13 protein-coding genes are annotated in these 23,338 nt (G+C 74.1%); 12 read left to right on the forward strand and 1 reads right to left on the reverse strand.

The features are described from left to right. Window positions 1-24 precede the first annotated feature (24 nt). From B4N89_RS23590 to B4N89_RS23630, 9 genes are all read left to right on the forward strand, one after another. The gene (locus tag B4N89_RS23590) at window positions 25-2,379 is read left to right on the forward strand and encodes a VWA domain-containing protein (protein WP_143658064.1); all 2,355 of its coding nucleotides are present in this window, start codon (window positions 25-27) and stop codon (window positions 2,377-2,379) included. A 61-nt stretch (window positions 2,380-2,440) separates the two neighbouring features. After that, window positions 2,441-6,553: a tubulin-like doman-containing protein gene (locus B4N89_RS23595; RefSeq protein WP_201260889.1), complete on the forward strand. Its 4,113-nt coding sequence runs from the start codon at window positions 2,441-2,443 to the stop codon at window positions 6,551-6,553. Next, window positions 6,550-9,129, forward strand: coding sequence for a hypothetical protein (locus B4N89_RS23600; protein ID WP_078977805.1), 2,580 nt, complete (start codon window positions 6,550-6,552; stop codon window positions 9,127-9,129). The genes B4N89_RS23595 and B4N89_RS23600 overlap by 4 nt, the downstream gene beginning before the upstream one ends. Next, window positions 9,126-10,205 (forward strand): protein kinase domain-containing protein, encoded by a 1,080-nt coding sequence (locus B4N89_RS23605; RefSeq protein ID WP_161500794.1) that lies wholly within the window; start codon window positions 9,126-9,128, stop codon window positions 10,203-10,205. Before B4N89_RS23600 ends, B4N89_RS23605 begins: the two co-directional genes overlap by 4 nt. 67 nt (window positions 10,206-10,272) lie before the next feature. Beyond that, a complete protein-coding gene (locus B4N89_RS23610; RefSeq protein ID WP_078977807.1) occupies window positions 10,273-12,447 on the forward strand; it encodes a TRAFAC clade GTPase domain-containing protein in 2,175 nt (724 codons plus the stop codon). Between the two features lies 1 nt (window position 12,448). Further along, window positions 12,449-14,566: a hypothetical protein gene (locus B4N89_RS23615; protein ID WP_078977808.1), complete on the forward strand. Its 2,118-nt coding sequence runs from the start codon at window positions 12,449-12,451 to the stop codon at window positions 14,564-14,566. A 2-nt stretch (window positions 14,567-14,568) separates the two neighbouring features. After that, window positions 14,569-16,677: a hypothetical protein gene (locus B4N89_RS49065; RefSeq protein WP_078977809.1), complete on the forward strand. Its 2,109-nt coding sequence runs from the start codon at window positions 14,569-14,571 to the stop codon at window positions 16,675-16,677. A gap of 206 nt (window positions 16,678-16,883) precedes the next feature. Further along, entirely contained in the window at window positions 16,884-17,294 is a 411-nt protein-coding gene (locus tag B4N89_RS23625) for a YciI family protein (RefSeq protein ID WP_078977810.1), read from the forward strand. A gap of 13 nt (window positions 17,295-17,307) precedes the next feature. After that, on the forward strand, window positions 17,308-18,447 hold the full coding sequence (locus tag B4N89_RS23630) for an RNA polymerase sigma factor (RefSeq protein ID WP_078979577.1): 1,140 nt from the start codon (window positions 17,308-17,310) through the stop codon (window positions 18,445-18,447). Between the two features lie 611 nt (window positions 18,448-19,058). On the opposite strand, the gene B4N89_RS23635 is transcribed toward B4N89_RS23630, so the two are convergent. Then, window positions 19,059-20,144, reverse strand: a complete 1,086-nt coding sequence (locus B4N89_RS23635; protein WP_078977811.1) for a prephenate dehydrogenase — start codon at window positions 20,142-20,144, stop codon at window positions 19,059-19,061. 178 nt (window positions 20,145-20,322) lie between these two features. On the opposite strand from B4N89_RS23635, the gene cmk reads away from it, so the two are divergent. From cmk to der, 3 genes are read left to right on the forward strand one after another with little or no spacing between them, the layout of a single operon-like run. Next, window positions 20,323-21,009, forward strand: coding sequence for a (d)CMP kinase (gene cmk, locus B4N89_RS23640; protein ID WP_078977812.1), 687 nt, complete (start codon window positions 20,323-20,325; stop codon window positions 21,007-21,009). Further along, on the forward strand, window positions 21,006-21,701 hold the full coding sequence (locus B4N89_RS23645; protein ID WP_101897159.1) for a lysophospholipid acyltransferase family protein: 696 nt from the start codon (window positions 21,006-21,008) through the stop codon (window positions 21,699-21,701). The genes cmk and B4N89_RS23645 overlap by 4 nt, the downstream gene beginning before the upstream one ends. Window positions 21,702-21,754: 53 nt before the next feature. Further along, window positions 21,755-23,221, forward strand: coding sequence for a ribosome biogenesis GTPase Der (gene der, locus B4N89_RS23650; RefSeq protein ID WP_078977813.1), 1,467 nt, complete (start codon window positions 21,755-21,757; stop codon window positions 23,219-23,221). The last annotated feature ends 117 nt before the right edge of the window (window positions 23,222-23,338 follow it).

Raw genomic sequence — 23,338 nt, forward strand, 5'->3', positions numbered from 1 at the left:
CGGCCGGCGCCCTCCACACGGCGTTTGCGACGGTCGGCCGGAGCGATCGGGCTCGGCGCGCTCGCACTCGCGCTCCTGCCCGGCGCCGCCCGCGCCGCCGACCCGCCCGGTGGAGATCCCAACCTCAAGGTCGCGCCGATCTCCTACGTGGTCCTGGTCGACGAGTCCGGCAGTCTCAAGGGCCCCGACCTGGATCGGGAGAAGGACGCCGCCGGACTCGCCGCGATCGGCGAACTCTCCCCCGACTCCCGGGTCGGCGTGGTCGGCTTCGGCAGCGGCGCCGGAGCCAGGCCCGCGGTGGACGTGGTCTGCCCGATGATCCCGGTCTCCGACCCGACCGCGGCCGGGTGCGCCGGCAAACTGCGCCCGCGCACCGACCAGGAGGGCAACAACACCGACATCCCGGCCGCGATCAAGCAGGGCGTGAGCATGCTCCGCTCCGCGCCGGCCGGGCAGCCCAGGGTCTTGTTCATCACCACCGACGGCGCGATGTCCGTGCAGCCGAACGAGGGCTACGGCGCCGACGCCGCGCGGATCCCGGGCGAGTTGGACAAGGCGCTGACCAGTGCGCTGGCCGAGGCCAAGGCGGCGGGCGTACAGATCTGGCCACTGGGCTTCGGCGCCGGGATCGACACCGCGCAGCTGAACCGGATCGCGAGCGGCGGGGCGCCGTCCTTCTGCTCGGCCCGCCCCGAGGACGCGCCGAAGGCGTCGGTGATCAAGGACTCGGGCGAGGTCGTCCAGACGCTGCGCAAGGCGTTCGGCAGCGCGCGCTGCGCCGGGGTGACCCAGACCGACTCGACCGAGGTCGACGGTGAGGCCGACCTCGAGGTGACGATCCCGGCGATCGCCACCGACGTGGTCATCCAGGTGCAGAAGGCCAACCCGGACATCGACGCCACCTTCTTCGACCCGGACGGCAGGCAGGTCGACGCCGCGCCCGGCACCGAGCGGCGCGGACAGGGTTCGCGGACCGAGACGCTGCGGGTGTCCGACCCGATCGCCGGCAAGTGGCGGATCCACCTCAAGGCACGCGCCGGCGCGTCCGGGCCGGTCAGCGCGGCGGCGCTGTGGCAGGGCGTGGTCAAGTCCTACGTGCAGCTCAACCCGCCGCAGCCGAGCGTGGGCGAGTCGGTCCGGTTCAGCGTCTTCCTCCAGACCCGGGAGAAGAACCTCACCGATCCCGCCGCGCTCAAGGGCGTCACGGTGGCCGGGCACGTCGAGGGGGCCGGTCTCAAGGCCGACATCCCGCTCAAGGCCGGTGACAAGGGCGAGTTCTACAGCGATTACCGGATCCCCGGCGGCACCACCGGCGACGTGCGCTTCACCGGCACCATCACCGCACCCGGCGTGGCCGGCGCCCAGGAGGTCAAGACGGTCACCCTGGGCCAGGGCCCGGCGCCCGTGGGCGTCGAACTCACATGGGGCGACACCACCATCGAACCCGGCGGCAGCGTCGCCGGCACCGTGCAGTGGAAGGTCACCGACGGCAAACCGCACACCCTGCGGGTGGTCGCCGACTTCCCGCCGAACGTGGGCATGCGGATCACCGGCGGCGAGCAGCGGGTGAGCGCCGGCTCCGACTCGTTCGGCTTCGAGCTCGCCTTCGGCGACGGCATCGCCAAGGGCGACCACACCGGCCGGGTCCGGGTGGTGGACACCAGTGACGGCGACAAGGTCCTCGCCGACACCACCCGCACCATCACGGTCGAGCCGCCGCCCGGCTTCTGGGACCGGTATCTGTGGCTGGTGATCGGGGGCGTCGTGCTGATCGCGCTGCTGCTCGGCCTGCTCGGCTACCTCGCCAAGCGGCGCGGGCGGGCCCGGCGGATCGGGCCGATCGTGCTGCGCCTGTACCGCGACGGGCAGCAGATCGGGGTGGAGACCCGGCCGCTGGACGAGCGCGCCGAGGCGATGTGGTTCAAGCTCGACACCACCGGCTTCCCGCCGCAGTTGATACCGCTGTACCAGCACGAACCCGGAACCGCGTGGACCGTGCGCCGGACCGCCGCGACCGGCACCCTGGACGTGGAGACCCCGCTCGGTACACGTCTGCAGTTGGACATGGGCCGCCCCACCGAGATCGAACCCGGACTGGCACTCGGCTTCGCCGACGAGCGGGTGCAGGCCGGGCCGGCCGACGGGGTGGGCGGTTCCGCCGATCCGTACGGCGGGGGTTCCGCCGATCCCTACGGCGGCTACGGCCCGGCCGCGCCCACGCCGCCGCGACCGTACGGCGGCGAGGGGGTCCACGGCGCGGAACGGCCGTACAACCCCTACGGCCCGTACGGTTCGGGACCGCCCGCGGAGCCCGGCTCGGGTCCGGGGGCCGACCGCGGCCCCGACGACACCACGTTCGGCTACGGACCACCGCGTTAGTCCCCGGCACGAGGTCCAAGGCACCTGAACTCGCACGTCACGCACTTTTCGAGGAGGGCCCGTGGCAGCGCAAGGCCGCAGGGGCATGTCCATCCACCAGTCCATGCTGTTCGTGGGCCTGGGCGGTACCGGATGTCTGATCGGAGCCGAACTCGAGCGACGGCTGCGCGAGGAGTTGTGCGGGGCGGACGGCACGGGGCTGATGCAGCGGCTCGGTGGCCAACTCGCCCCCTACCAACTGCCCAACTGCATCCAGTTCGTCTACGCCGACCTGAACGAGAACGAGTTGCAGCGGCAGCGGTTGCGCGCCGCGCCGCCCGCGCACCGGGCCGCCGCCGACCGCAACGCGCACCTGACCACGCAGCTGGTGCCGCCGCTGAACACCTATCCGGAAGTGGCCCGTTCGCTGCGGATCAACGCGGCGGAGGAGACCATCCCCTGGCTGCCCGCCCGCGAGGGCGAGCCCCGGGTGACCCCGCTGCGGCGCGGCGCCGGGCAGTTGCCCACCGTCGGGCGCGCCGCCCTGTTCGAGACCTTCCGGCACGGACTCGCGCCGGCGATGGACCCGTTGCGCCGTGCGGTCGGCCTGATCAGCAACGGCAACGACCACCTGATGGCGCTCAGCGGCAGCCAGAACAACCGCAACACCTGCGACGTGTTCGTCGCCTTCTCCATCGCCGGCGGCACCGGGTGCGGGATCTTCTACGACTACCTGCACCTGATCGGCGAGGCGTTCTCGCAGGGCTACGACGGGATCAAGATCTACCCGCTGGTGCTGATGCCGTCCGCGTTCGACGAGGAACGCGGGGGCGGCCGGCCCGCAGTGCTCAACGCCGGGCGCGCGCTGCTCGACCTGTTCCAGCTGGTCGACGACCAGAACGGGCAGTACGCGCAGGAGGAGTTGGACACCGGCCTGGGCGCGCCCGCGGGCAACCTCGCGGTGCGCTACCCCGGTCTGGAGTCGACCCGGCTCAAGGCCGGCACCGTGCAGACCGGCTTCCTGTTCAGCCGCACCAGCGGCATCGAGCGCGAGGACCTGCATCGCTCGGTGGTCTCGCTGGTGATGTCCCTGATCGGGACCGGACTCAACTCCGGCGCACCGGAGTTGGAGAACGCGGTCGTCCAGGGCGACCTCTACCAGTCGTTCGCGGACAGCTTCATCAACGAGGGCGTGCGGCGCGAGGTGCCCGCACCCAGCGGGATCGGCGCCTGCGGGGTCTCCACCAGCCTGGTCGCGTCGATGACCGTGCCGGTGGACGAACTCGCCGACATCGTGGCCGGTCGGCTGCTCGCCCAGGCGGTGCGCGATCTGACCTCGGACGTGCGGGTGTCCGCCGAGGCCAACCTGGAGCAGATCAAGTCGTTCATGTCGGTGGCGGGCCTGAGCGAACTGTGGTTGTGCGCGCCGCCGCACGTCGCCGACCCCTCGCCGGCCAAGGGCGCCGCGGGCATCATGCAGGCGCTCAACGCCCGAACCCGGGCGATGGAACAGGCGTTGCGCCAGCAGGAGGCGCAACTGCGCACCCATACGGCCCAGTTGGCCGAGGAGTTCAACCACGCCCGCGGGATTCGCCAACTGCTGGCCGACGGCGACCTGTTCCGGGCCCGCCGGGTGCTCTTCGGCGACCGGCGGCTCTACTCCGACGCGGATCGGCCCGGGGTCGCCGGTCTGCTCGCGCACTGCAGCACCGAGCCCGCCCCACCCGCCGGGGTCAACGTCAACGCGCCGCACATACCGGCCATCAAGGACCGCGCGGGCGGGGTGGTCAAGGCCAAGTGGGGCGACCCCGAGGTGCAGCGGGCACTGGCCGCCCAGCAGCGCTGGTTCGAGTGGCGCTCGCGGCGCAACTGGCATGCCCAGTGGGGCGCTCAGGCCGAGGTGTGGGACCGCAAGATGGTCTATCTGCGGCATGTCGTGGACGGTCTCGCCCAGGCGTTCAACGACCACCGCGACACCGAGGAGGCCAACTTCGCCCGGGCCACCCGCGAGTTGTACCGGCAGCGCTCCGGCGTGTCCTACCTGCTGCCGCCGCAGGGCAACCTCGAGTCGTTCTACCGCCAGGTGCTGCGCCGCTTCGTGGACCGCGAACGGCTGCCCGAGACCGCCGGCGCCGCGCAGATCGTCGGCAAGCTCCTCGGCACGGGCATCTGGCAACGCGCGTACGAGATGGGCGAGGAGCGCGAGGGCGGCCCGGCCGCGGTCACCTACGTGCGCGACCAGATCAAGCAGCAGGTCAAGTCCCTGTTCGTACAGGCCGGCGAGCTGAACGCGCAACCGCTGCTGCCGCCGGTGCGCGACCTGCTCACCCGTGCCGCCACCAAGCGCGGCGCCTCGGTGGGCGAGGAGGACCTGGAACAGTTCGTGCAAAAGCTCGCGGGCATGTTGCCCAACGGCTTCTCGCCCGAAGGCAGCGGCGAACTCAAGGTGCTGATCGCGCACCCGGGCACCGCGCACGACGCGGACGTGCGGCAATACCTGGAACGGATGCTCAACATCCCCAACGAGCCCTCCCGCAAGATCGAGTTCCGCGCGGTCGAGCAGGAGTCGATCGTGGTGGTGCTCTTCCGCAGCGCGATGAGCCTGACCGAGGTGCCCGAGGTGCGCCAGGTGCTCGCGCAGTGGTCGCGCTCGCTGGACCGGCAGGACCCGGTCGACTTCCTCAAGTGGCGGCAGCGGCTGGGCTTCACCTACGACTGGCTGGCCACCACCGAGGGCCACCGGGCCTACATCCTGCACCGGCTGTTGTGCGCGATGTGGAACGGCCAGGTCGAGGTGGCGCGCGGGGACCGGTCCTCGCCCGAGGTGGTCGACATCCGGCTGCCGCACGGGTCGACCGTGATGAAACTGCCGCTGCGCCCGTTCGACCGGGCCTCCTCCTGGGGCAGCCTGCTGCGCGCCTACGAGGAGTGGACGCTGACCGACGACGCGTCGGTGCGACGGGAGTTCGCCAAGCAGCTGATGCTCACCTACCCCGAGGGGCTGGGCTCGCGGGTGCGCGAACCGGCGCCGCTGTACCGGCACTTCGTGCACGAGGTGGCCCCGCGCCAGGTGCGCACGCTGCACGAACTGCGTGACCGGTTGCCCGAGCGCAGCCGGGGCTGGGCGGAGGAGCTGCTGCGGTTGTGGGAGATCACCCTGCCCGCCGCGCTCGACCTGTCGTTCTCGCACCAGGGCGCCAACCGGGACTCGTTGCGCGAGCTGGAGTATCGGGACGAGGAGGACGGGGGATACCCGGGCGCGGGGTACGACGACGCACCCGGTGACGGATGGGATCGCGCGGACGAGCGCGGCCGGGAGCGGGACCGCCGGAGGGACGAGCGCGACGACGCGTGGGACCGGGAGGCGGACCAGCGGGCCCGGGAGCGCAAACGCGACCGCGACCGGGACGAGCGCGGTTCGGAGCGGGAGCGGCGCGGGCCCGAGCGGGTGCGGGACGAGCGGGATCCGTGGGACGAGCGGAATGCGCGGGACGTGCGGGAGGGGCGCGGCCTGCGGGATCGGCGGGACGCGCCCGATGCGCGGGACGCGCGTGACGTGCCGGAGGCGCGGGGTCTTCGCGGCGAGCGTGATGCGCGCGATCCGCGCGACGTTCGGGACGTGCGCGAGGCGCGCGAGGTGCGGGACGAACGGGAACGGGTGCGCGAGGACCGGGAACGGGAGCGGCGCGAGGCGCGTCGACCCCGGGACGACCGGGAGGACCCTCGGGAGCAGGAGCGCGAGCGGCGGGCCGTTCCGGAGCCGCGCGGCCCGGTGTTCGAGAAGGAGGAGCGGGAGCGGCGGGACGTACCGGAGCCGCGCGGCCGGGACGCGTGGCGCGACGCGGACTCGCCCGAGGCGACCCGACCGAGCCTGGACAAGCCGGCGCCGCGGTGGGACGACCGGGACGACAGGGACGACAGGGATGCCTCGGAGCGCCGTGGGCGGACCGAGCGGGACGAACCCTACGACCCGTATCCGCCGGCGCTGCCGCGCGCGGACCGGGACGCGCGCGGTGCCCGGGACGCGTACGACCCGCGCCCCGCGCGTGATCCGTACGACCCGCACGACCGGCCCGGCCTCGACGAGCCCGATCCGGACGACCACACGATCCGCCTCGACGGCCTGGACCGCACCCGACGGCTCGACCCGCCCGAGGACCACGACGAGCGCGAACTGCCCGGGGGTGGCTGGTGACCGACACCGCCGTTCCGGGCGCGGGCATCCCGCGCCCGCTGGTGATCGTGGTCGACCTGCGCACCGAGTACGACACGGTGATGGCGGCCCGGACCTTCGCCGACGTACAGACCGCCTACGCGCGCACCCGGGTGCCCGCCGGGACCCGCAACGTGGACGCCGACCGGGTGCTCGTGCTCGACTCCGTCGACGAGTTGGTGGCGCACCGGCACGCGTACGAGCGGATCTTCGCCGGCATGTACAGCAAGGTCGTGTGCGTCGCGGTCGGCGCGCCCGTGGACGGCTCGATCGTGCTGCGCCGACCCGGCCAGCTCGCGGGCAGCGACGCGGCCACGCTGTGGGTCGGCGACGTCCGGGGCACCGAATGGGCGCCGGGACGGGCACCCGGCGTGGTGCTCACCCCCGACGACGCGGACGCGCTCGCGCCGCTGGTCGACGTGCTGAGCCAGCCCGAGGTGTTCGACCAGGTGCTCGCCGGGGTGACCGAGATGCCCCGCTCGATCGCCGCCCCCGGGATGAACGTGTTCGTGCACCGGATCCGGGACGACGCGGTACAGCGGGCCCGGATACGCGCCGTGCAGCGGCTGGCCGGCGCCGAGGGCGGGGTCGACGAACCCTGGCCGGAGCCGCTGGCGGCGCTGGCCGACGAGCAGGGCGCCGGGTTGGCCACCACCACCGGCGGGGTGCGCGAGTGCGTGCGTCCGGACGGTGTGCTCGGGGTGCGGTGGGCGCATGCCGAGCAGGGGTTCAAGCGGGCCCAGCAGCGGCTGACCGCGCTGGCCGCGCCGGTCGCGCTCTACGGCTCGGCCGGGCGGGGCGGGCGCTCGATCGACGGCGAGATCGCCGACGCGGCGACCGTGCTGCGGGACTACCGGGACCTGGTCCGGCAGACCGTGGGCCGGGGCGCGGCCGGATTCGACGCGGACGGGCGGGCCTGGCTGGACCAGGTCGGCGTGGTCATCCCGGAGCCCCCCGGGCTCGGCGCGAACTCGGTGGCCGCGGCCCTGTACACCCGTACCGCCGCCGCCTTCGACCGCCCCGAGGGGCTGCGCGGGCTGGCCGAACGACTGCGCGAACTCGCCGACCGGATCACCCCCGGGGCGGGCGCCGCCCGGGCCCACGAGGTGGACCAGAGCTGCTCGGACGGCTTCCTCACCCGCTACCTGCGCCCGGCCGCGTTCCCGCTCGGCCCGGCCCACGTCGGCATCGTCGCCGGCCTGCTGGTCGGCGCGTTCCTGACCGCCCTGTGGCCCGCCTTCGGCGTGGCCGGCGCCGGGTTGGCGGTGGTGCTCGCGCTGTTCGGATCGATCCTGATCACCGCCCGGCGCCCGGACCGCGAGGGCCGGGCCGTGCTGCCGCCCGAGGCGCTGCCGATGATCGTGGTCACCGGCCTGGTGACCCTGGTCGGCGCGGTCTGCGGGGTGCTCGCGGGGCGGGCGTGGGATCCGCCGACCGGCGTCGGGCCGCTCGCCCTGGTGCTCGGCCTGGCCGTACTGCTCGTGCTGCCCGGCCTGGACTGGCGGTTGCGGGTGCGGCACTGGGACCACGTGCTCGGCCTGGGCGCGGCCACCCGTGCGCTGCACGGGCTGCACGGGCTGCTCGTGCGCACCGTGTGGAACGACTGGGCGCTGGCCGGCCCGCGCCGCGAGGCGGTGGACCGGGCCACCGTGCTGGCCGCGTTGCTGGAGGAGAGCGCCACACTCCTGACCGACGACGCGGCCGCGCTGGAGCGGCAGTTCACCGGCGAGCCGGCCGGACCGGACCCGGCCGCGGACACCTTCGGCAGCGGCGGTCGCCCGACCCCGGGCTTCCCCTCCGCGCCGGCGTACCCCGGCGGAGGCAATCCCGGCACCGGCGGCTACCCGCCGCCGGGGCGCCCGGTACCGCCGTATCCCGGCGCGGAGGCCTTCGGCACCGGTGCCTACCCGCCCCCCGGCCGTCCCGCGCCGCCCTCTGGCCCGCCGCCGGGCGCGGCCGGGGCGAGCCTGTACGACACCGTGCTCGGCGACCTCGTGGACGCGCTCCACGCCGCGTTCGAGCCGCTGTGGCCGCTCCTGGAGCGCGACCCGGCGGAGGTCTCCCGGCGCGGCGCGGCGCCCGAACTGCGACCCGTGCTGCGCGCGTACGCCGACCACCTCGCGCACAACGGGGTACAGGCCGCGCCGCCGTTCGGCCGGCAGGGCCAGGACCGTCCGCACGTCGGCGAGGCGGTCGGCGGCGACGCGGACCGGATCGCCGAACTGCTCGGGCAGCCCGCGGCGCACTCGATGTTGCAGCTGTGCGCGAGCGACCAGCTGATCCTGCTCGACCACGCGCCGACGCACACCGTCAGCGTGCGCTTCGCCCCGCGCGGGGTGCGCCCCGCCGTGCGCGAGGCGCTGCGCGAGCGCCGCACCGGGCACCCGATAGAGCACGAACTGGTGTGGACCGGCGGCGGGCGGATGGCCGGCGTGTTGCGCCTGCTGCCGCTGCTGCCCGGCTCGGTGGACGACGCGCGGATCTGGGAGGAGAGCGCCGGCGGCGCCGACCGACCCGGTGCGGGTGACGACCGGTACGACGGCGGATGGGCGCCGTGAGCGGGGGCGCGGGGCAGGCGGGCGAGCCGTCGGCCGAGGGCAAGCTCGGCTACACCGACCCCGAGGGCTACTCGGTGGAGCGCCGGGTCGAGTTCGGCCCGGACCGGCCGGCCCCGCCCGGGCAGCCGTTCCGGATCCGCGACGTGCGCGACGTGGAGGACGGCAGCGTCTTCGTGCAGAAGCGGCTCGGGCGGCTGGACCCGCGACGCCGGGTGGGCGCCGAGGCGAGCCTGGAGACGGAGATCCGGGTGCTGCTGCGCCTGGTGCGCACCTTCGGCGGCGCCGGATATCCGCGCGAGCTGGCCCGGGTGGCCGGACACGACTTCGACGGGGTCGAGCCGTTCCTGCTCCTGGAGGCGAGCCCCTGTCCGCCCGCCGAGGACGTGGTGGGCAAACTCCTCACCGAAGAGCAGGACGCGTTCCGCCGGGCCATCTTTCGTACCGTGCGCTACCTCGAGTCGGCCGGCGTCGTCCACGGCGACCTGACGCCGAGCAGCGTGCGCTGGCAGCGCGAGCAACGCCGGCTCCAGGTGGTCGACTTCGGCCACGCGGCGCTGGCCGGCGAGCCGCGCAGCAGCCTGGGCACCGCGCTGTGGGCCGCGCCGGGGCCGCTGCGCGGGCCCGGACCGGCCGATCCGCACGACGACGTCTGGTCGGCCGCGCAGGTCGCCTACCACGTCACCACCGGACGCCCGATCCGCCAGGGCCGCGTCCCGGTCGGCGTGGAGACCCAGGGCCTGCTGCTCGACCTGTTCCAGGGCGTGTTCGAGGCGGACGCGGTACGCCGCCCGGGCGCCGCCGAACTGCTGCGCCGGCTCGGCGAACCGGACCCGTACCTGGCGGGCCACGCCCAATACGACCCGCTCGCCGAGGGGCGGCGCGGCTACGAGGCGGCGATGGAACGCAAACGGCAGCGCATGCCGCTGCCCGGACAACCGCCGCCGGCGTACCGGGCGGGCGCCGAGGACCGACCGCCGCCGGTGCTGCCGCCCAGGCCCCCGGAGCCGCCGGGCAGGCCCGGCGAGCCGCCGAGGACCGGACGGTTTCGGCTCTTCGGGAAGGACCGGATGGGGTGAACACGACGGGCCGGGTCGGACCGGGCACATCGGACGAGTCGAACGCGACGGCAGGTGAGGTCGGCTGATGTTGCATCAGATCGTGTACCGCTGGGACCCGGACGGGCTGCTCGGGCGCCGCGGCATCGTTCCGGTCGCCACCTCGCTGGGGCGCGACGAGGTGTTCGGTTGGCACACCCGCACCGGGCTGGCCGAGGCGGTCACCATGGACTACGGCGACCCCGCCTGCCCGGCGTCCAGCGTGTGTCTGCTCGACACCCCGCTCGGAGTGGCGCTGATCCGCCGGGAGTTCTCCGCCGACGCGCGCCGCCAGCGGCTGAACAACTCCGCCCACGTGCTGGTCGGCCCCCGGGACGCGATCGCGCCGTTCGACGCGATCGCGTGGGGCTCGCTGGAGCGGCGCGCGCCCGGGGCGTTGGACCCGGACCGGGTCCAGCCGGGCTACGGCCTCAAACCGCTGCCCGACGAGCGCCTGGCCGCGGCCTTCGAGGTCGCCGCCGGCGACCTGCACGAGCGGTCCCAGCGACTGGCCGACCCGCTCGAAGTGCTCGTCGCCGCCGTGCTGCGCCGCCCCCGGGCCCGGCTGGCCCTGCTGCCGGCCGGCGCGGAGGACGCCACCGTGCTGCTGTGGGGCCTGCAACACCTGCTCACCGCGCTGCTCCCGGGACCGTGGACGTTCTCCACCTTCGAGGTCGACGACGCGGTCGACGACCCCAACGGGGCGCCGCGCTTCATCGCGCTGCCCCGGGTGCCGTCCGGTCCGCCCGGGCCGCGCGTCCGGGTCGATCTGACCGGCCACGGCGAGCCGTTCGACCCGCACCGCGAACTGGCCCGGCGGATCGTTCGGCACTACGTGGGCTCCGGCTGGTCGGGCTTCCACCGACTGCTCAACGTACCCACCGAGGTGCACACGCTGCCCGAGGCGGACCGGGTGAACGCGATCCGGCAGCGGCTGGACGCGCTGGGCACCCGCCAGGAGGCCCGGACCACCCGACCGCGCGAGGAGCCGCCGGCGGGCCAGGCCTCCGGACCGGTCGGCGCCCCGCCCGGGACCGCCGGCCGGACCCCACCACCCCGCGAGCCCGCGCGCGGGGCCGGCGAGACGATCACCGTCGTCACCGCGTCCGCCGGCGCCCCGGCGGCCGATCCCACCGACTCGAATCGACCCGTGGTGCGCTGCCCCTTCTGCCTGGACCTGGTCCGCTGGAACGAGAACGACCTCTACGAGCGCGACGCCCGGCTACGCTACGAGCGGGTCGACCTGAGCACGGTCACCGACCCGGTCAAGCGGCACGACCGCATGATCACCACCTTCATGCGCTGCCCCAACCCCACCGGCGACGAGGAGCGCGAGCACTTCCTGCCGACCAACTACATGATCCACGAACCGCCGCTGGTGGTCGGTCTCATCGGCGACGGCCTCTCGGGCAAGACCCACCTGCTGGCCGCGATGATCGCCGAGATCGACGCGGGCGGGTTGCGCCGATACGGGGTGACGCACGTGCCGGTGGACGCCGGCCACCACCAGGAATACCTGCGGGACCGGGTCGACCTGTTGCAGCGCGGACAGATGCTCGGGACCACGGTCAACCACCAGGGAAACCTCGTGCAGTTCGCCGACGCGCTGCTGCTGCGCGCGGGCGGGCGGACCCGGCCGATCGCCTTCTTCGACGTCAGCGGCGAGGACCTGGCGCGGGGCGGCAGGGAGATGCAATTCCTGGCCGCCGCGGACGCGTTCGTGTTCGTGGTGGACCCGGTGGTCGCGGTGGACCTGCCGGAGCTGCGCCGGCTGACCCGGGACGGCGAGGACACCGCGGGCCTGCGCCGGGGCGACCGCACCTTCGCCGCGGTGATGGACCGGCTGCCGCGTACGGCCGCGCTGCTCGACCAGCCCGTCGCCGTCGCGGTGACCAAGTCCGACCTGATCCGCTTCGAGCCGCCCGTGGACGCCTGGTTGGGCTCGCAGCCGCCCCGACCCGGGGTGGTGGACCCGGCCCGCACGGACGCCGAGAGCCGCGACGTGTACTCGTTCCTGTACGCGCACGACGCCGGCGCCTGGCTCAGCCCGTTCGAGGAATTCCGGCGCTGCACCATGCACTTCGTCTCGGCGACCGGCGCGCGAGAGCGGGACGGGCACTTCCCCGGCGGCATCCGGCCGCGCCGGGTTCTGGAACCGGTGGTGTCCATCCTCGCGATGTGCGGCATGCTCGATCAGGCCGGCATCGAGCGGGTGGGGGTGTGAGATGGCAGCGGACGCGGTGGACGCCACAGCGGATCGACTGGACGAGATCGTCTATCGCTGGAGCTACGATCACCTCCTGGGCGGGCGCGGCATGGGCCCGGTCGCCACGTCGCTGGGTCTGAGCGAACTCCGGGACTGGCACGGCGGCTTGGAGCAGCACGTCTCGATGGACCGCTCGTTGCCGGAGACCCCCGCCTGGAGCTTTTGCCGGGTACGCCTGGAGAACCGGCACGCGCTGGTGCTGCGCGAGGCCGCGGTCCACGCCGGCAACCGACCGGGAACCAACGCGCACGTCCTGGTGGACCCCGAACTCAGCGTCGGGGCGCACACGATGCTGGCCACCGCGTGGCTGCACGAGGAACGCGGCGGCGGACTCACCGGGTCCAGGACCCCGCTCGCCGAGGTGCCCGAGAACGCACCGCTGCGCGGCACCACGATCCGCCCGGAGGCGTTCGACCCGGCCATTCTCGGACAACTGCGCGAGCGGGCCCGGGCCCGGCCGGAGTTGCTGGAGGTGGTGCTCGCGGCCGTACTGCGCGACCATCACCGCACCTTCACCCTGCATCAGAACGACGTCGGCGCGGACATGGTGCCGCTGCTGTGGGGCGTGTTCGACCTGGCGCAACCGATCGCGCCCGGCATGTGGACCTTCTCCACCTACGAGACCAGCGACGCGGCGCTGAAGCCGCGATTCGTCCTGGTCCCGCGCTGGCCGAACGCGCCGGAGCCGGCCAACCGGTTGCGGATCGACCCGCGCGCCGAGCCGCAGCCGGGGCAGGACGTGTTCCGCGACGCCGCCGGCCTGCTGGTGCAGTGGTACTGCACGCGCCCGTGGACCGAGGTGGATGCGCTGCTGGCCCGGATCGAGACGGCGATCGGCGCCGACGGGGCTTCGTATCGGGAGGTCGCCGATCTGGTGCTGGCGCTCGAATCGGACGCCACCCGGCCGGCACCGGCGGTCGCCGCCGCGCCGGAGCCCCGGGCGCCGGAGCCGCCGCGGGCCGCACAGGCCCCGCCGGCCTCGCGGGGACCGCAGGGACCGCCCGTGCCGCCCGAGTCGCAGGCCGGCGCCGAACGTTGGGAGAACGGCTATACGGAGACCTGGATCAACGGGAGCGAGGACGACGAGCAGGACTGCGCGGGCGAGACCGGTGGGTATCCCGAGCGGGATCGGTACGGCCGGGGCGCCGCGCCGGGATACGCGCGGCCGGGCCCATCGTCGCCCGGGCCCGGGCAGTCGGGTTCGGCGCTGTCGGGGCCCGGGCAGTCGGGTTCGGCGCCGCCGGGGTCCGGGCGGTCCGGGCAGGCCGACGCGTGGCGGGCGGGCGACGGGGCGAACCGGGCCGGGCCGATGCCGGCATATCGCCCGACGGTGGGCGGCGACGGGCCGGTCCCGCCCCGCCCGGACCGGCTCGCCCCCGTGCCGGGGGCGTCCCCCCGGCCCGAGTCCGGCTCGGGCAGCCGTCCGGTGTTGCCCCCGAACGGTCCGACGGGCCGACTCGCGCGCGGCACGTGGGACCCGGGGGAGTGGGAACGCCTGGGCGCGTCCCGCAACGGCTACGCCGCGCTGGAGGCGGCCGACGGGCTGCTGGCCCGGAGTAGCGGGCACGAGACGAGCGATTTCCGCGACGTTTTGACCAAGGTCGACTCCGCCTCGCTGGCGGTCGCGCTGCTGCTGGCCCGGCCGCCGCTGTTGGCCCCGGTGGTGTACCGGCTGGATCGGCTCCTGCATCCCGCCTACGGCGACGGCGGTCGGCCGGAGCGGCACACCAGGCAGACCTACGCGAGGGTGCTCGGCCGGTTGTCCGAGGACATCAACACCCTCGACACCTGCGGCGCCCCGAGGGAGACGCTGTGTCGGCTGGTGGAGATGGTGGCCCGGCACACCGTGGCCGAGGTCAAGCGGCCCAGATTCGGCGCCGACGTGCTGCCCACGCTGGCCGTCGACGTCGCGGGCACGGTCTGGGCCCTTCGGACGTCCTTGCGGGTGTGGGCGGATTATCAGAACGTGCTCGTGGACGTGCTGTGTTCCTCCCGCTATCGCGAGCCGTTTCTGCTCGAGATGGGGCGACTGACGGTGGAGAGCTTCCAGACCATGCCACACAGGACGGGACCGTAGCCATGACGGCACGCACGGCACGCACGGCGCAGCCGGGAGGGAACCAGCCGCCGACCGGGGCCGAGGCGGACGGGTTCCGCCAGATCGTCTACCGGCGCCAGGACGACAGCCTGCTCGGCGGGCGCGGCCTGGGGCCGATCGCCTCCTCCGTGTCTCGGGACGAACTGCTTGGCTGGCACGACGAGTTGCGCGAGCACGTGGCGGTCGACGCGGAGGACCGGGGGGCGCCGGTGACCAGCGTCGCGCTGGTGCACACCGGTCGCGGCGCGGCGGTGGTCCGGCGCGAGTACGTGGTCGACGGGAACAACGCGCGCGTACTGCTCGACCCCGGCCGCGACCTGGGCCCGCATGCCGCGCTCGTGCTCACCCAGGAGGCCGTGTGGGCGGGGGAGCCGGCCCTGGAGGACATCCCGCGCGGCTACGGACTCGCGCCGCTGGCCCCGGACTTCGTGGCCGCCGCGCTGGACGGGCACGCCGAGCGGCTGCGCGGCCGGGCACGCGAGCAGGCCTATCTGCTGGAGGTCGCGGTCGCCGCCGTACTGCGGCACCCGGGCCGGTTCTTCTCGTTCCGCCAGGCGGACGTGGGCATCGATCCGGTGCCGATGTTGTGGGGGTTGTCCGACCTGCTGCTGTGGCTGGTGCCGGTGTCCTTCACGTTCTCCACCTTCGAGACGCTGGACCACTCGGGCAAGCCGAGGTTCGTGGTGCTGCCGCGCCGGCCGCGCGACGCGCAGCCGTGGGCGGGCCGCTACCGGTTGGTGGTGGGGGAGGAGCCCAAGGCCGGTTCGGACGTGCACGCGCATGCGGCGGCGCTGCTGGTGAGCCGGTACACCGACACCGACTGGCCGGGGATCCACCGGCTCCTGGAGGGCATGCGCGACCTGCGGCCGCTGCCGCACGAGCGGGCCGAGGAGCGGTCCCGGGAGATCTGCGCCCGGTTGGGACGGCGGGGCTCGGGGTCCGGGTCGGGTGCGGCGGCGGTCGCGCCCGCGCGTGTGCCCCTGTACGAGCCCGCGCCGGTGCCGGTGCCCGCGCCGCCGCGCGCCGCCGCGGTCGCGCCGGCGCCGGTTCGGGACCGGGGGCTGGCGAGCGAGAAGGCGCTGGTGGCCGCGGCGGAGCGGGTACGGCGCGGCGACGCGGCGGAGCGCGTCGAGCGGGAGCCCCGGGTGGTGACGGTGACCACGGCCGAGGAGGAGCCGGCGTTCCCCTACCCGGCGGAGCCCTCGGCGCCCCGGGCCGCGTCGACCGTGTCGCCGCCCCGGCCGTCGCTGCCGTACTCGGCTCCGGCCGCCGCGAGTGCGGACGCCGCGGATGTGACCTGGTACGCCGACGACGGTGCGGTGTTCGAGGAGATCGAGGACGCCTTCACCGGGCCGTGGCCGGGCTTCGAGGAGGAGCGCGGCGAACTGCCGATACCCGCGCTGCCGCACACCGACGACGACCTCGACGCGGACCCGGACGCCGAACCGGGCGCGGTCGGCGGACGCGAGAGCCCGCCGACCCCGGGCACGCCGCCGACCAGCGCCGGGAACGCGCCGTGGAGCGTGTGGGCCGAATTCGGCATCCCGGACACCGAGGTGAACAAGATACGGCGCGCGGTCAAGCGTCTTCCGGACAAGCCGACGCTGCGCGAACGCGCGCTCGGCGGCGGCGCGGCCAAGACCGAGGTCGCCGCGATCGACAACATCGTCACCCTCGCGGTCGCGCTGCGGTTGGCCGACCTGCGGGTGTTGCCGGTGATCGCGGACCGGCTGACCACGCGCCTGGAACAGCGCCGCCGCCAGCTGGCCCCCGAGGCGTGGAACCCGGACGACATGCGGGCGATGCGCGAAACGGTGCTGGACGCCGAACAGTTCGGGGACCGCCTGGAGGCGGCCGGCGCGGGCGAGAAACGCACCCGCAAGCTGCTCGAACAGCTCCTCGTGGTGGTGCTGGCCCCCAAGACCGACACGAAGGGGGTGCTGCGCCAGATCGCGATCTGCGTACTCTCCGACCGCCGGGACCGCTCCCCGAACCCGCTGATCGAGGAAATCCTCCTCAACAGCCAATGGGGCGAGGACTTCCGCACCGAACTGGGCCGCCGCTGGTCCGAACAGAACCCACCCCGCTGAAGCCTCCCGGCGCCGGGGACGGGTGATGGCCCGCGGCGCGGCCGGGGTGGTGTGGTGGTGGGGCCGGGTGTGGCGCGAGGGGCTCGCTCGGCCTGTTCGGGGCGGGGCGGAAAAAATGTGGCCGACCGTGTCGAGATCGCGTGGCCGGCTTCGTCCCCGGGGTGAGCGCGACCACAATGGGCGCACCGCCTTCGAGGAGAACGATCATGGCCAAGTACCTGCTGCTCAAGCACTACCGCGGCGCTCCGGCCTCGGTCAACGACGTGCCGATGGACCGTTGGACGCCGGAGGAGATCACCGCGCACGTGGGATACATGAACGACTTCGCGGATCGCCTGAAGGAGACCGGCGAGTTCGTCGACAGTCAGGCGCTGACCCCGCAGGGGGCCTGGGTCCGGTACGACGGCGAGGGGCGCCCGCCGGTCACCGACGGCCCGTTCGCCGAGACCAAGGACCTGATCGCCGGTTGGATGATCATCGACGTCGACACCTACGAGCGCGCCGTCGAGTTGGCCGGGGAACTGTCGGCCGCCCCCGGCGCGGGCGGCAAGCCGATCCACGAGTGGCTGGAGGTGCGCCCGTTCATGAGCCCCTCGCAGCACACCATCGCGGAGTGACGTGACCACCGGCATGAACGAGACACTGCTCCGCGGCCTCACGCCGAGCGTGCTCGGGATCCTCGTCCGCCGCGGAGCCGACTTCGCGGCGGCCGAGGACGCCGTACAGGACGCGCTGGTCGAGGCGATCCGCGTCTGGCCGACCGACCCGCCGCGGGACCCGAAGGGCTGGTTGGTCACCGCGGCGTGGCGCAAGTTCCTCGACGCGACCCGCGCGGACGCGGCCCGGCGCCGGCGCGAGGACCTCGTCGACGAGGAGCCGGCGCCCGGGCCCGCGCCCGCGGCGGACGACACGCTCCGGCTCTACTTCCTGTGCGCGCACCCGTCGCTGACGCCGTCCTCGGCCGTCGCGCTCACGCTGCGTGCCGTCGGCGGGCTGACCACCCGCCAGATCGCCCAGGCGTACCTGGTGCCCGAGGCGACCATGGCACAGCGCATCAGCCGGGCCAAGCGCACGGTCGCCGGCGTGCGGTTCGACCGGCCCGGCGATGTGGCCACGGTGCTGCGCGTGTTGTACCTGGTCTTCAACGAGGGCTACTCCGGTGACGTGGACCTGGCCGCCGAGGCCATCCGGCTCACCCGGCAGCTCGCCGCCGCGATCGACCACCCGGAGGTCGCGGGCCTGCTCGCGCTGATGCTGCTCCACCATGCCCGGCGCGCCGCCCGGACCTCGCCGGACGGCGGCCTGGTGCCGCTCGCCGAGCAGGACCGGGGCCGGTGGGACACCCGCATGATCGCCGAGGGCGTGGCGATCCTGCAGGCGGCGCTGGTCCGCGACCGGCTGGGCGAGTACCAGGCCCAGGCCGCCATCGCGGCGCTGCACGCCGACGCGCCGGCCGCCGAGGAGACCGACTGGGTGCAGATCGTCGAGTGGTACGACGAGCTGATGCGCCTGACCGACAACCCCGTGGTCCGGCTCAACCGCGCGGTGGCCGTGGGCGAGGCCGACGGACCACGCGCCGGACTGGCGGCACTCGCGGCGCTGGACGACTCGCTGCCGCGCCACACGGCGGTGGCGGCGTACCTCCACGAACGCGACGGCGACCCGGCGACGGCGGCACGGCTGTACGCCGAGGCGGCCCACAAGGCCGGCAACCTCGCCGAACGCAACCACCTGACCCGCCGAGCCGCCCACCTCAACGCCCTTCGCTGACCGCGGAGCGGGAATGGGGTGTGGGGTCGCCGCCGGTCCTCATGCGCCGGACGGGCTGGGGGTCGGCTCGCCTGTGCCCGATGCCGGATCGGTGGCGGGTTGGCCGGCCTGCGGCCCGCTGGTCCTCAAGCGCCGGACGGGCTGGCTGTGCGCTCGCCTGTGTCCGATGGCCGTCCGGCGGCGTGTCGGCCGGCCTGCGGCCTGCTGGTCCTCATGCGCCGGACGGGCTGGGTTTTGGTTCGCCTGTGCCCGATGCCGGGCCGGTGGCGTGTCGGCCGGCCTGCGGGCCGCTGGTCCTCAAGCGCCGGACGGGCTGGGGTTTGTGGTCCGAGCGTTTTTGGTTCGGCCTGCGGGCCGCTGGTTCTCAAGCGTCGGGCGGGCTGGGGTTTGTGGTCCGAGCGTTTTTGGTTCGGCCTGCGGGCCGCTGGTTCTCAAGCGTCGGGCGGGCTGGGGTTTGTGGGCGGAGCGTTTTGGCTTGGGTTGGTTCGGTTTTCGGGCGGGGTGGGTTTTGGCTCGTCTGTGTGCCGGATCGGCGGCGGGCGGATCCGTTCGATGGGTCGGGTGGCGGGGTTGGTTGGGTGACCGTTTCCGCCGGTGATGGACCTCGGGGGTCAGCGTTGTACCGTCCAGCCGCTGTTGCGTAGGGCGAGGGTGAGGGCGTCGGCGCGTTGGGGGGCGACCTGGAGTTCGACCAGGCCGGCCGGGCGGCCCTGGGCGTGGTCGATGCGGATGTCCTCGATGTTGACCTCGGCGCGGCCGACGTCGGCGAAAAGGCGGGCCAGTTCCCCCGGGCGGTCGGGGACGACCACCGGGATCGCCTCGTAGACGGCGGCCGGTTCGCCGTGCTTGCCAGGAATCCGCGCGTGGCCGGCGTTGCCGCGCCGCAGCAGCGCCTCGATGCCGCGCGTGCCCACCTCGCGCTTGGCCGCGTCGTCGGCCGCCAGCGACCGCAACGCGCCCACCACGGCGTCCAGATCGCCGGCGAGGCCCGCCAGCACGTCGGCCACCGCGTCGGCGTTGGCGCCCAGGATGTCGATCCACAGCCGCGGGTCGGAGCCCGCGATCCGGGTCACGTCCCGCACCCCCTGCCCCGCGAGCCGGGTGTCGGTGTCCTGCGCGTGTTCCAGCCGCGCGGCCATCAGCGCGGACACCAGGTGCGGCGCGTGCGACACCAGCGCCACCGCGTGGTCGTGGTCGCGCGGCTTCATCACCACCGGTACGGCGCGACACAGCGACACCATCTCCAGCGCCCGGTTGAGCGTCTCGGTGTCGGTCTCCCGCGAGGGCGTGAGCACCCACGGCCGCCCCTCGAACAGGTCGCCGCGCGCCGCCAGCGGCCCGGAGCGCTCCCGCCCGGCGAGCGGATGCCCGCCGATGTAGCGCCCGAGGTCGCAGCCCAGCGCGGCGACCTCGGCCAGCGGCTGCTCCTTCACGCTCGCCACGTCGGTGTAGCTCAGCGCCAACCGCGACTCCTGTACCTGCCGCAGGGTTTCCGCGATCCGCCCCGGCGGCACCGCGAGCACCGCCAGGTCCACCGGTTCGGCCGGCGCCGCGTCGAGGCCCGCGCCCATCGCCGCCGCCGTCTGCACCGCCGTCTTGTCGTGGTCGCGCAGATACACCGTGACCCCGCGCGAGGTCAGCGCGAGCGCGACGGATGTGCCGATCAGTCCGGTGCCGACCACGGCGGCGGTACGCACGACGGGAACTCCAAGGGGCGGGTGACGGAATAATGGGGGAACCGACCAAGGCTATCCGTGACGGTACCCTCGGGCGGTGTCCTATCGCCCCGCGGCCTCCGCAGCGCCGCCCGGTTCGGCAATACCCGCGACGGCCCCCGGGCCGGCAAGCAGCCAGACAAGTGAAAGGTCGGCGACCGTGGAAGCCCGTACGCCGCTCGCGACCGCCGTGGTCGCCATCGACGGCCCGTCCGGTTCCGGAAAGTCCAGCGTCTCGCGTGCGGTCGCCGCCCGCCTGGGCCTGCGCTACCTGGACACGGGCGCGATGTACCGGGCGATGACGTGGTGGATGCTCACCAACGGCGTCGACATCCACGACCCGGCCGCGGTGGCCGCGGCCTCCGACAAGCCGCAGATCGTCTCCGGGACCGCGCCGGACGGGCCCACCATCACCGTCGACGGCCGGGACGCGGCCGGCCCGATCCGCACCGACGAGGTGACCAAGGCGGTCAGCGCGGTCAGCGCCGTGCCCGAGGTGCGCACCCGCCTGGTCGACCTGCAGCGGGCGGTGATCGGCGCGGGCGGCATCGTGGTCGAGGGCCGCGACATCGCGAGCGTGGTGGCCCCGGACGCGCCGGTCAAGGTGTACCTGACCGCCTCCGAGGCGGCCCGCGCCGCGCGCCGCAACGCCGAGCTGACCGGTACGCAGGCCACCAGCGTCGAGGACACCCGGGCCGACCTGGCCCGCCGGGACGCGCTGGACTCGGGCCGCGCGGTCGCGCCCGCCGGGATGGCCGAGGGCGCGATCCTGGTCGACACCACCGAGCTGAACCGCGAACAGGTGGTCGACCACCTGCTCGCCCTGGTCGCGGAACACGTGCGGTGACCGCGACCCTCGGCGCCACCGCCAAGCCCGCGCCTACCACGCCCGCACCCCCCAGGCCCCCGCTCGCCGGCGCCGCGCACTTCATCGGCGAGCCGCTGCTGCGCAGTTTCTGGAAGGTGCGCGCGCTGGGCACCTGGCACGTACCGACGAGCGGTCCGGTGATCCTGGCGGGCAACCACGCCAACTTCGTCGACGGGCCGATGCTCTTCGCGTTCGCCCCGCGACCCACGCAGGTGCTGGTCAAGCGCGAGATGTTCGCCGGCGCGCTGGGCCCGATCCTGCGCGGGATCGGCCACATCCCGGTCCAGCGCGGCGTCGCGGACCGCCGGATGATCACCGATTCGCTCGACGTGCTGGCCGCCGGCGGCGCGCTCGGGGTGTTCCCCGAGGGCACGCGGGGGCAGGCCGACTTCTCGGCAGTGCACAATGGACTTGCATATCTGGCATTGCGCTCCGGGGCACCCATCGTCCCGGTGGCCTGCCTCGGCACCGGTGCGCGGGGATCCTCGATCGGTGCATTGCCGGGTCTGCGCTCCCGGATCGACGTGGTCTACGGCAAGCCCTTCCGGGCCGTCGAGAACGCCGACCGCCGGGCCACCCGCAAGGCCGTCCAGGCCGCGTCCGACCGCATCGTCGAACGGCTCACCGCGCACCTGCGCGAGGCCGAGCGGATGACCGGTCGCGCCAGCTGACCAGGACCCCGACCGAGCTCACCCGAACCGCTACCCGAACGAGGAACACCCCCATGGAGCAGCACGCCGACGCCACGACCGAGGGCGCCTTCGACCCGGAGGCGTGGGAGGCGGGCTACGACCCCGACGAGTGGGTCGACGTCGAAGGGGACGCCCCCGCCCGCGGCGGGCACGACGGGGAGGCGTCCGGCCCGCTGCCGGTGCTGGCCGTCGTCGGACGACCCAACGTGGGCAAGTCCACGCTGGTCAACCGGATCATCGGGCGCCGCGAGGCGGTCGTGGAGGACACCCCCGGGGTGACGCGCGACCGGGTCTACTACGAGGCCACCTGGAACGGCCGCCGCTTCACCGTCGTGGACACCGGCGGCTGGGAGCGCGACGTGGTCGGCATCGACCTGTCGGTGGCGGTCCAGGCCGAATACGCGATCGAGTCGGCGGACGCGGTGATGTTCGTGGTCGACGCGATCGTCGGCCCCACCGACAGCGACGAGGCCGTGGTCCGGGTGCTGCGCAAGGCCGGCAAGCCGGTCGTGCTGGCCGCCAACAAGGTCGACAACATGGCCCAGGAGGCGGACGCCGCCGCGCTGTGGTCGCTCGGCCTGGGCCAGCCCTGGCCGGTCTCGGCCGTGCACGGACGCGGCAGCGGCGACCTGCTCGACGCGGCGCTCGCGATCCTGCCGGAGGCCCCCGCACAGCGCTTCGGCGTCACCGAGGGCGGCCCGCGCCGGGTCGCCCTGCTCGGCCGCCCGAACGTGGGCAAGTCGAGCATGCTGAACAAGGTCGCCGGCGAGAACCGGGTGGTCGTGGACAAGATCGCGGGCACCACCCGCGACCCGGTCGACGAGCTGATCCAGCTCGGCGGCAAGACCTGGAAGTTCATCGACACCGCCGGCATCCGCCGCCGGGTGCACCTGACCCAGGGCGCCGACTTCTACGCGTCGCTGCGCACCACGGCCGCGCTGGAGAAGGCCGAGGTCGGGGTGATCCTGATCGACGCCAGCGAGCGGCTGACCGAGCAGGACACCCGGATCATCTCGCTCGCCGTCGAGGCGGGGCGCGCGATCGTGATCGCGTACAACAAGTGGGACCTCATGGACGAGGAGCGCCGCTACTACCTCGAACGCGAGATCGAGCAGGACCTGGTCCAGGTCACCTGGGCGCCCCGGGTGAACGTCTCGGCGCTGACCGGGCGGCACATGGAGAAGCTGGTCCCGGCCATCGAGACGGCGCTGGCCAGCTGGGAGAAGCGCATCCCCACCGGGCAGCTGAACGCGTTCCTGGGCACGCTGGTGGCCTCGCACCCGCACCCGATCCGCGGCGGCAAGCAGCCCCGCATCCTGTTCGGTACCCAGGCGGGCACCAAGCCGCCCCGGTTCGTGCTGTTCACCAGCGGCTTCCTGGAGGCCGGCTACCGTCGCTTCATCGAGCGCCGGTTGCGCGAGGAGTTCGGCTTCCCGGGCACGCCGATCGAGATCCGGATGAAGGTCAGGGAAAAGCGGGGTCGCAAGACCGGTCGGTGAGTGCGGCGGGCTGTGGTGGCCCGTGGACGACCAGGAAGGGCCTGGACGCGCACGGCGTCCGGGCCCTTCGTCTTCGCGTCTTCGTCGTTTCGGGATCCTTGCGCGCGCACCCTCGGG

It is taken from the genome of Embleya scabrispora (assembly GCF_002024165.1).
GTDB lineage: Bacteria > Actinomycetota > Actinomycetes > Streptomycetales > Streptomycetaceae > Embleya > Embleya scabrispora_A.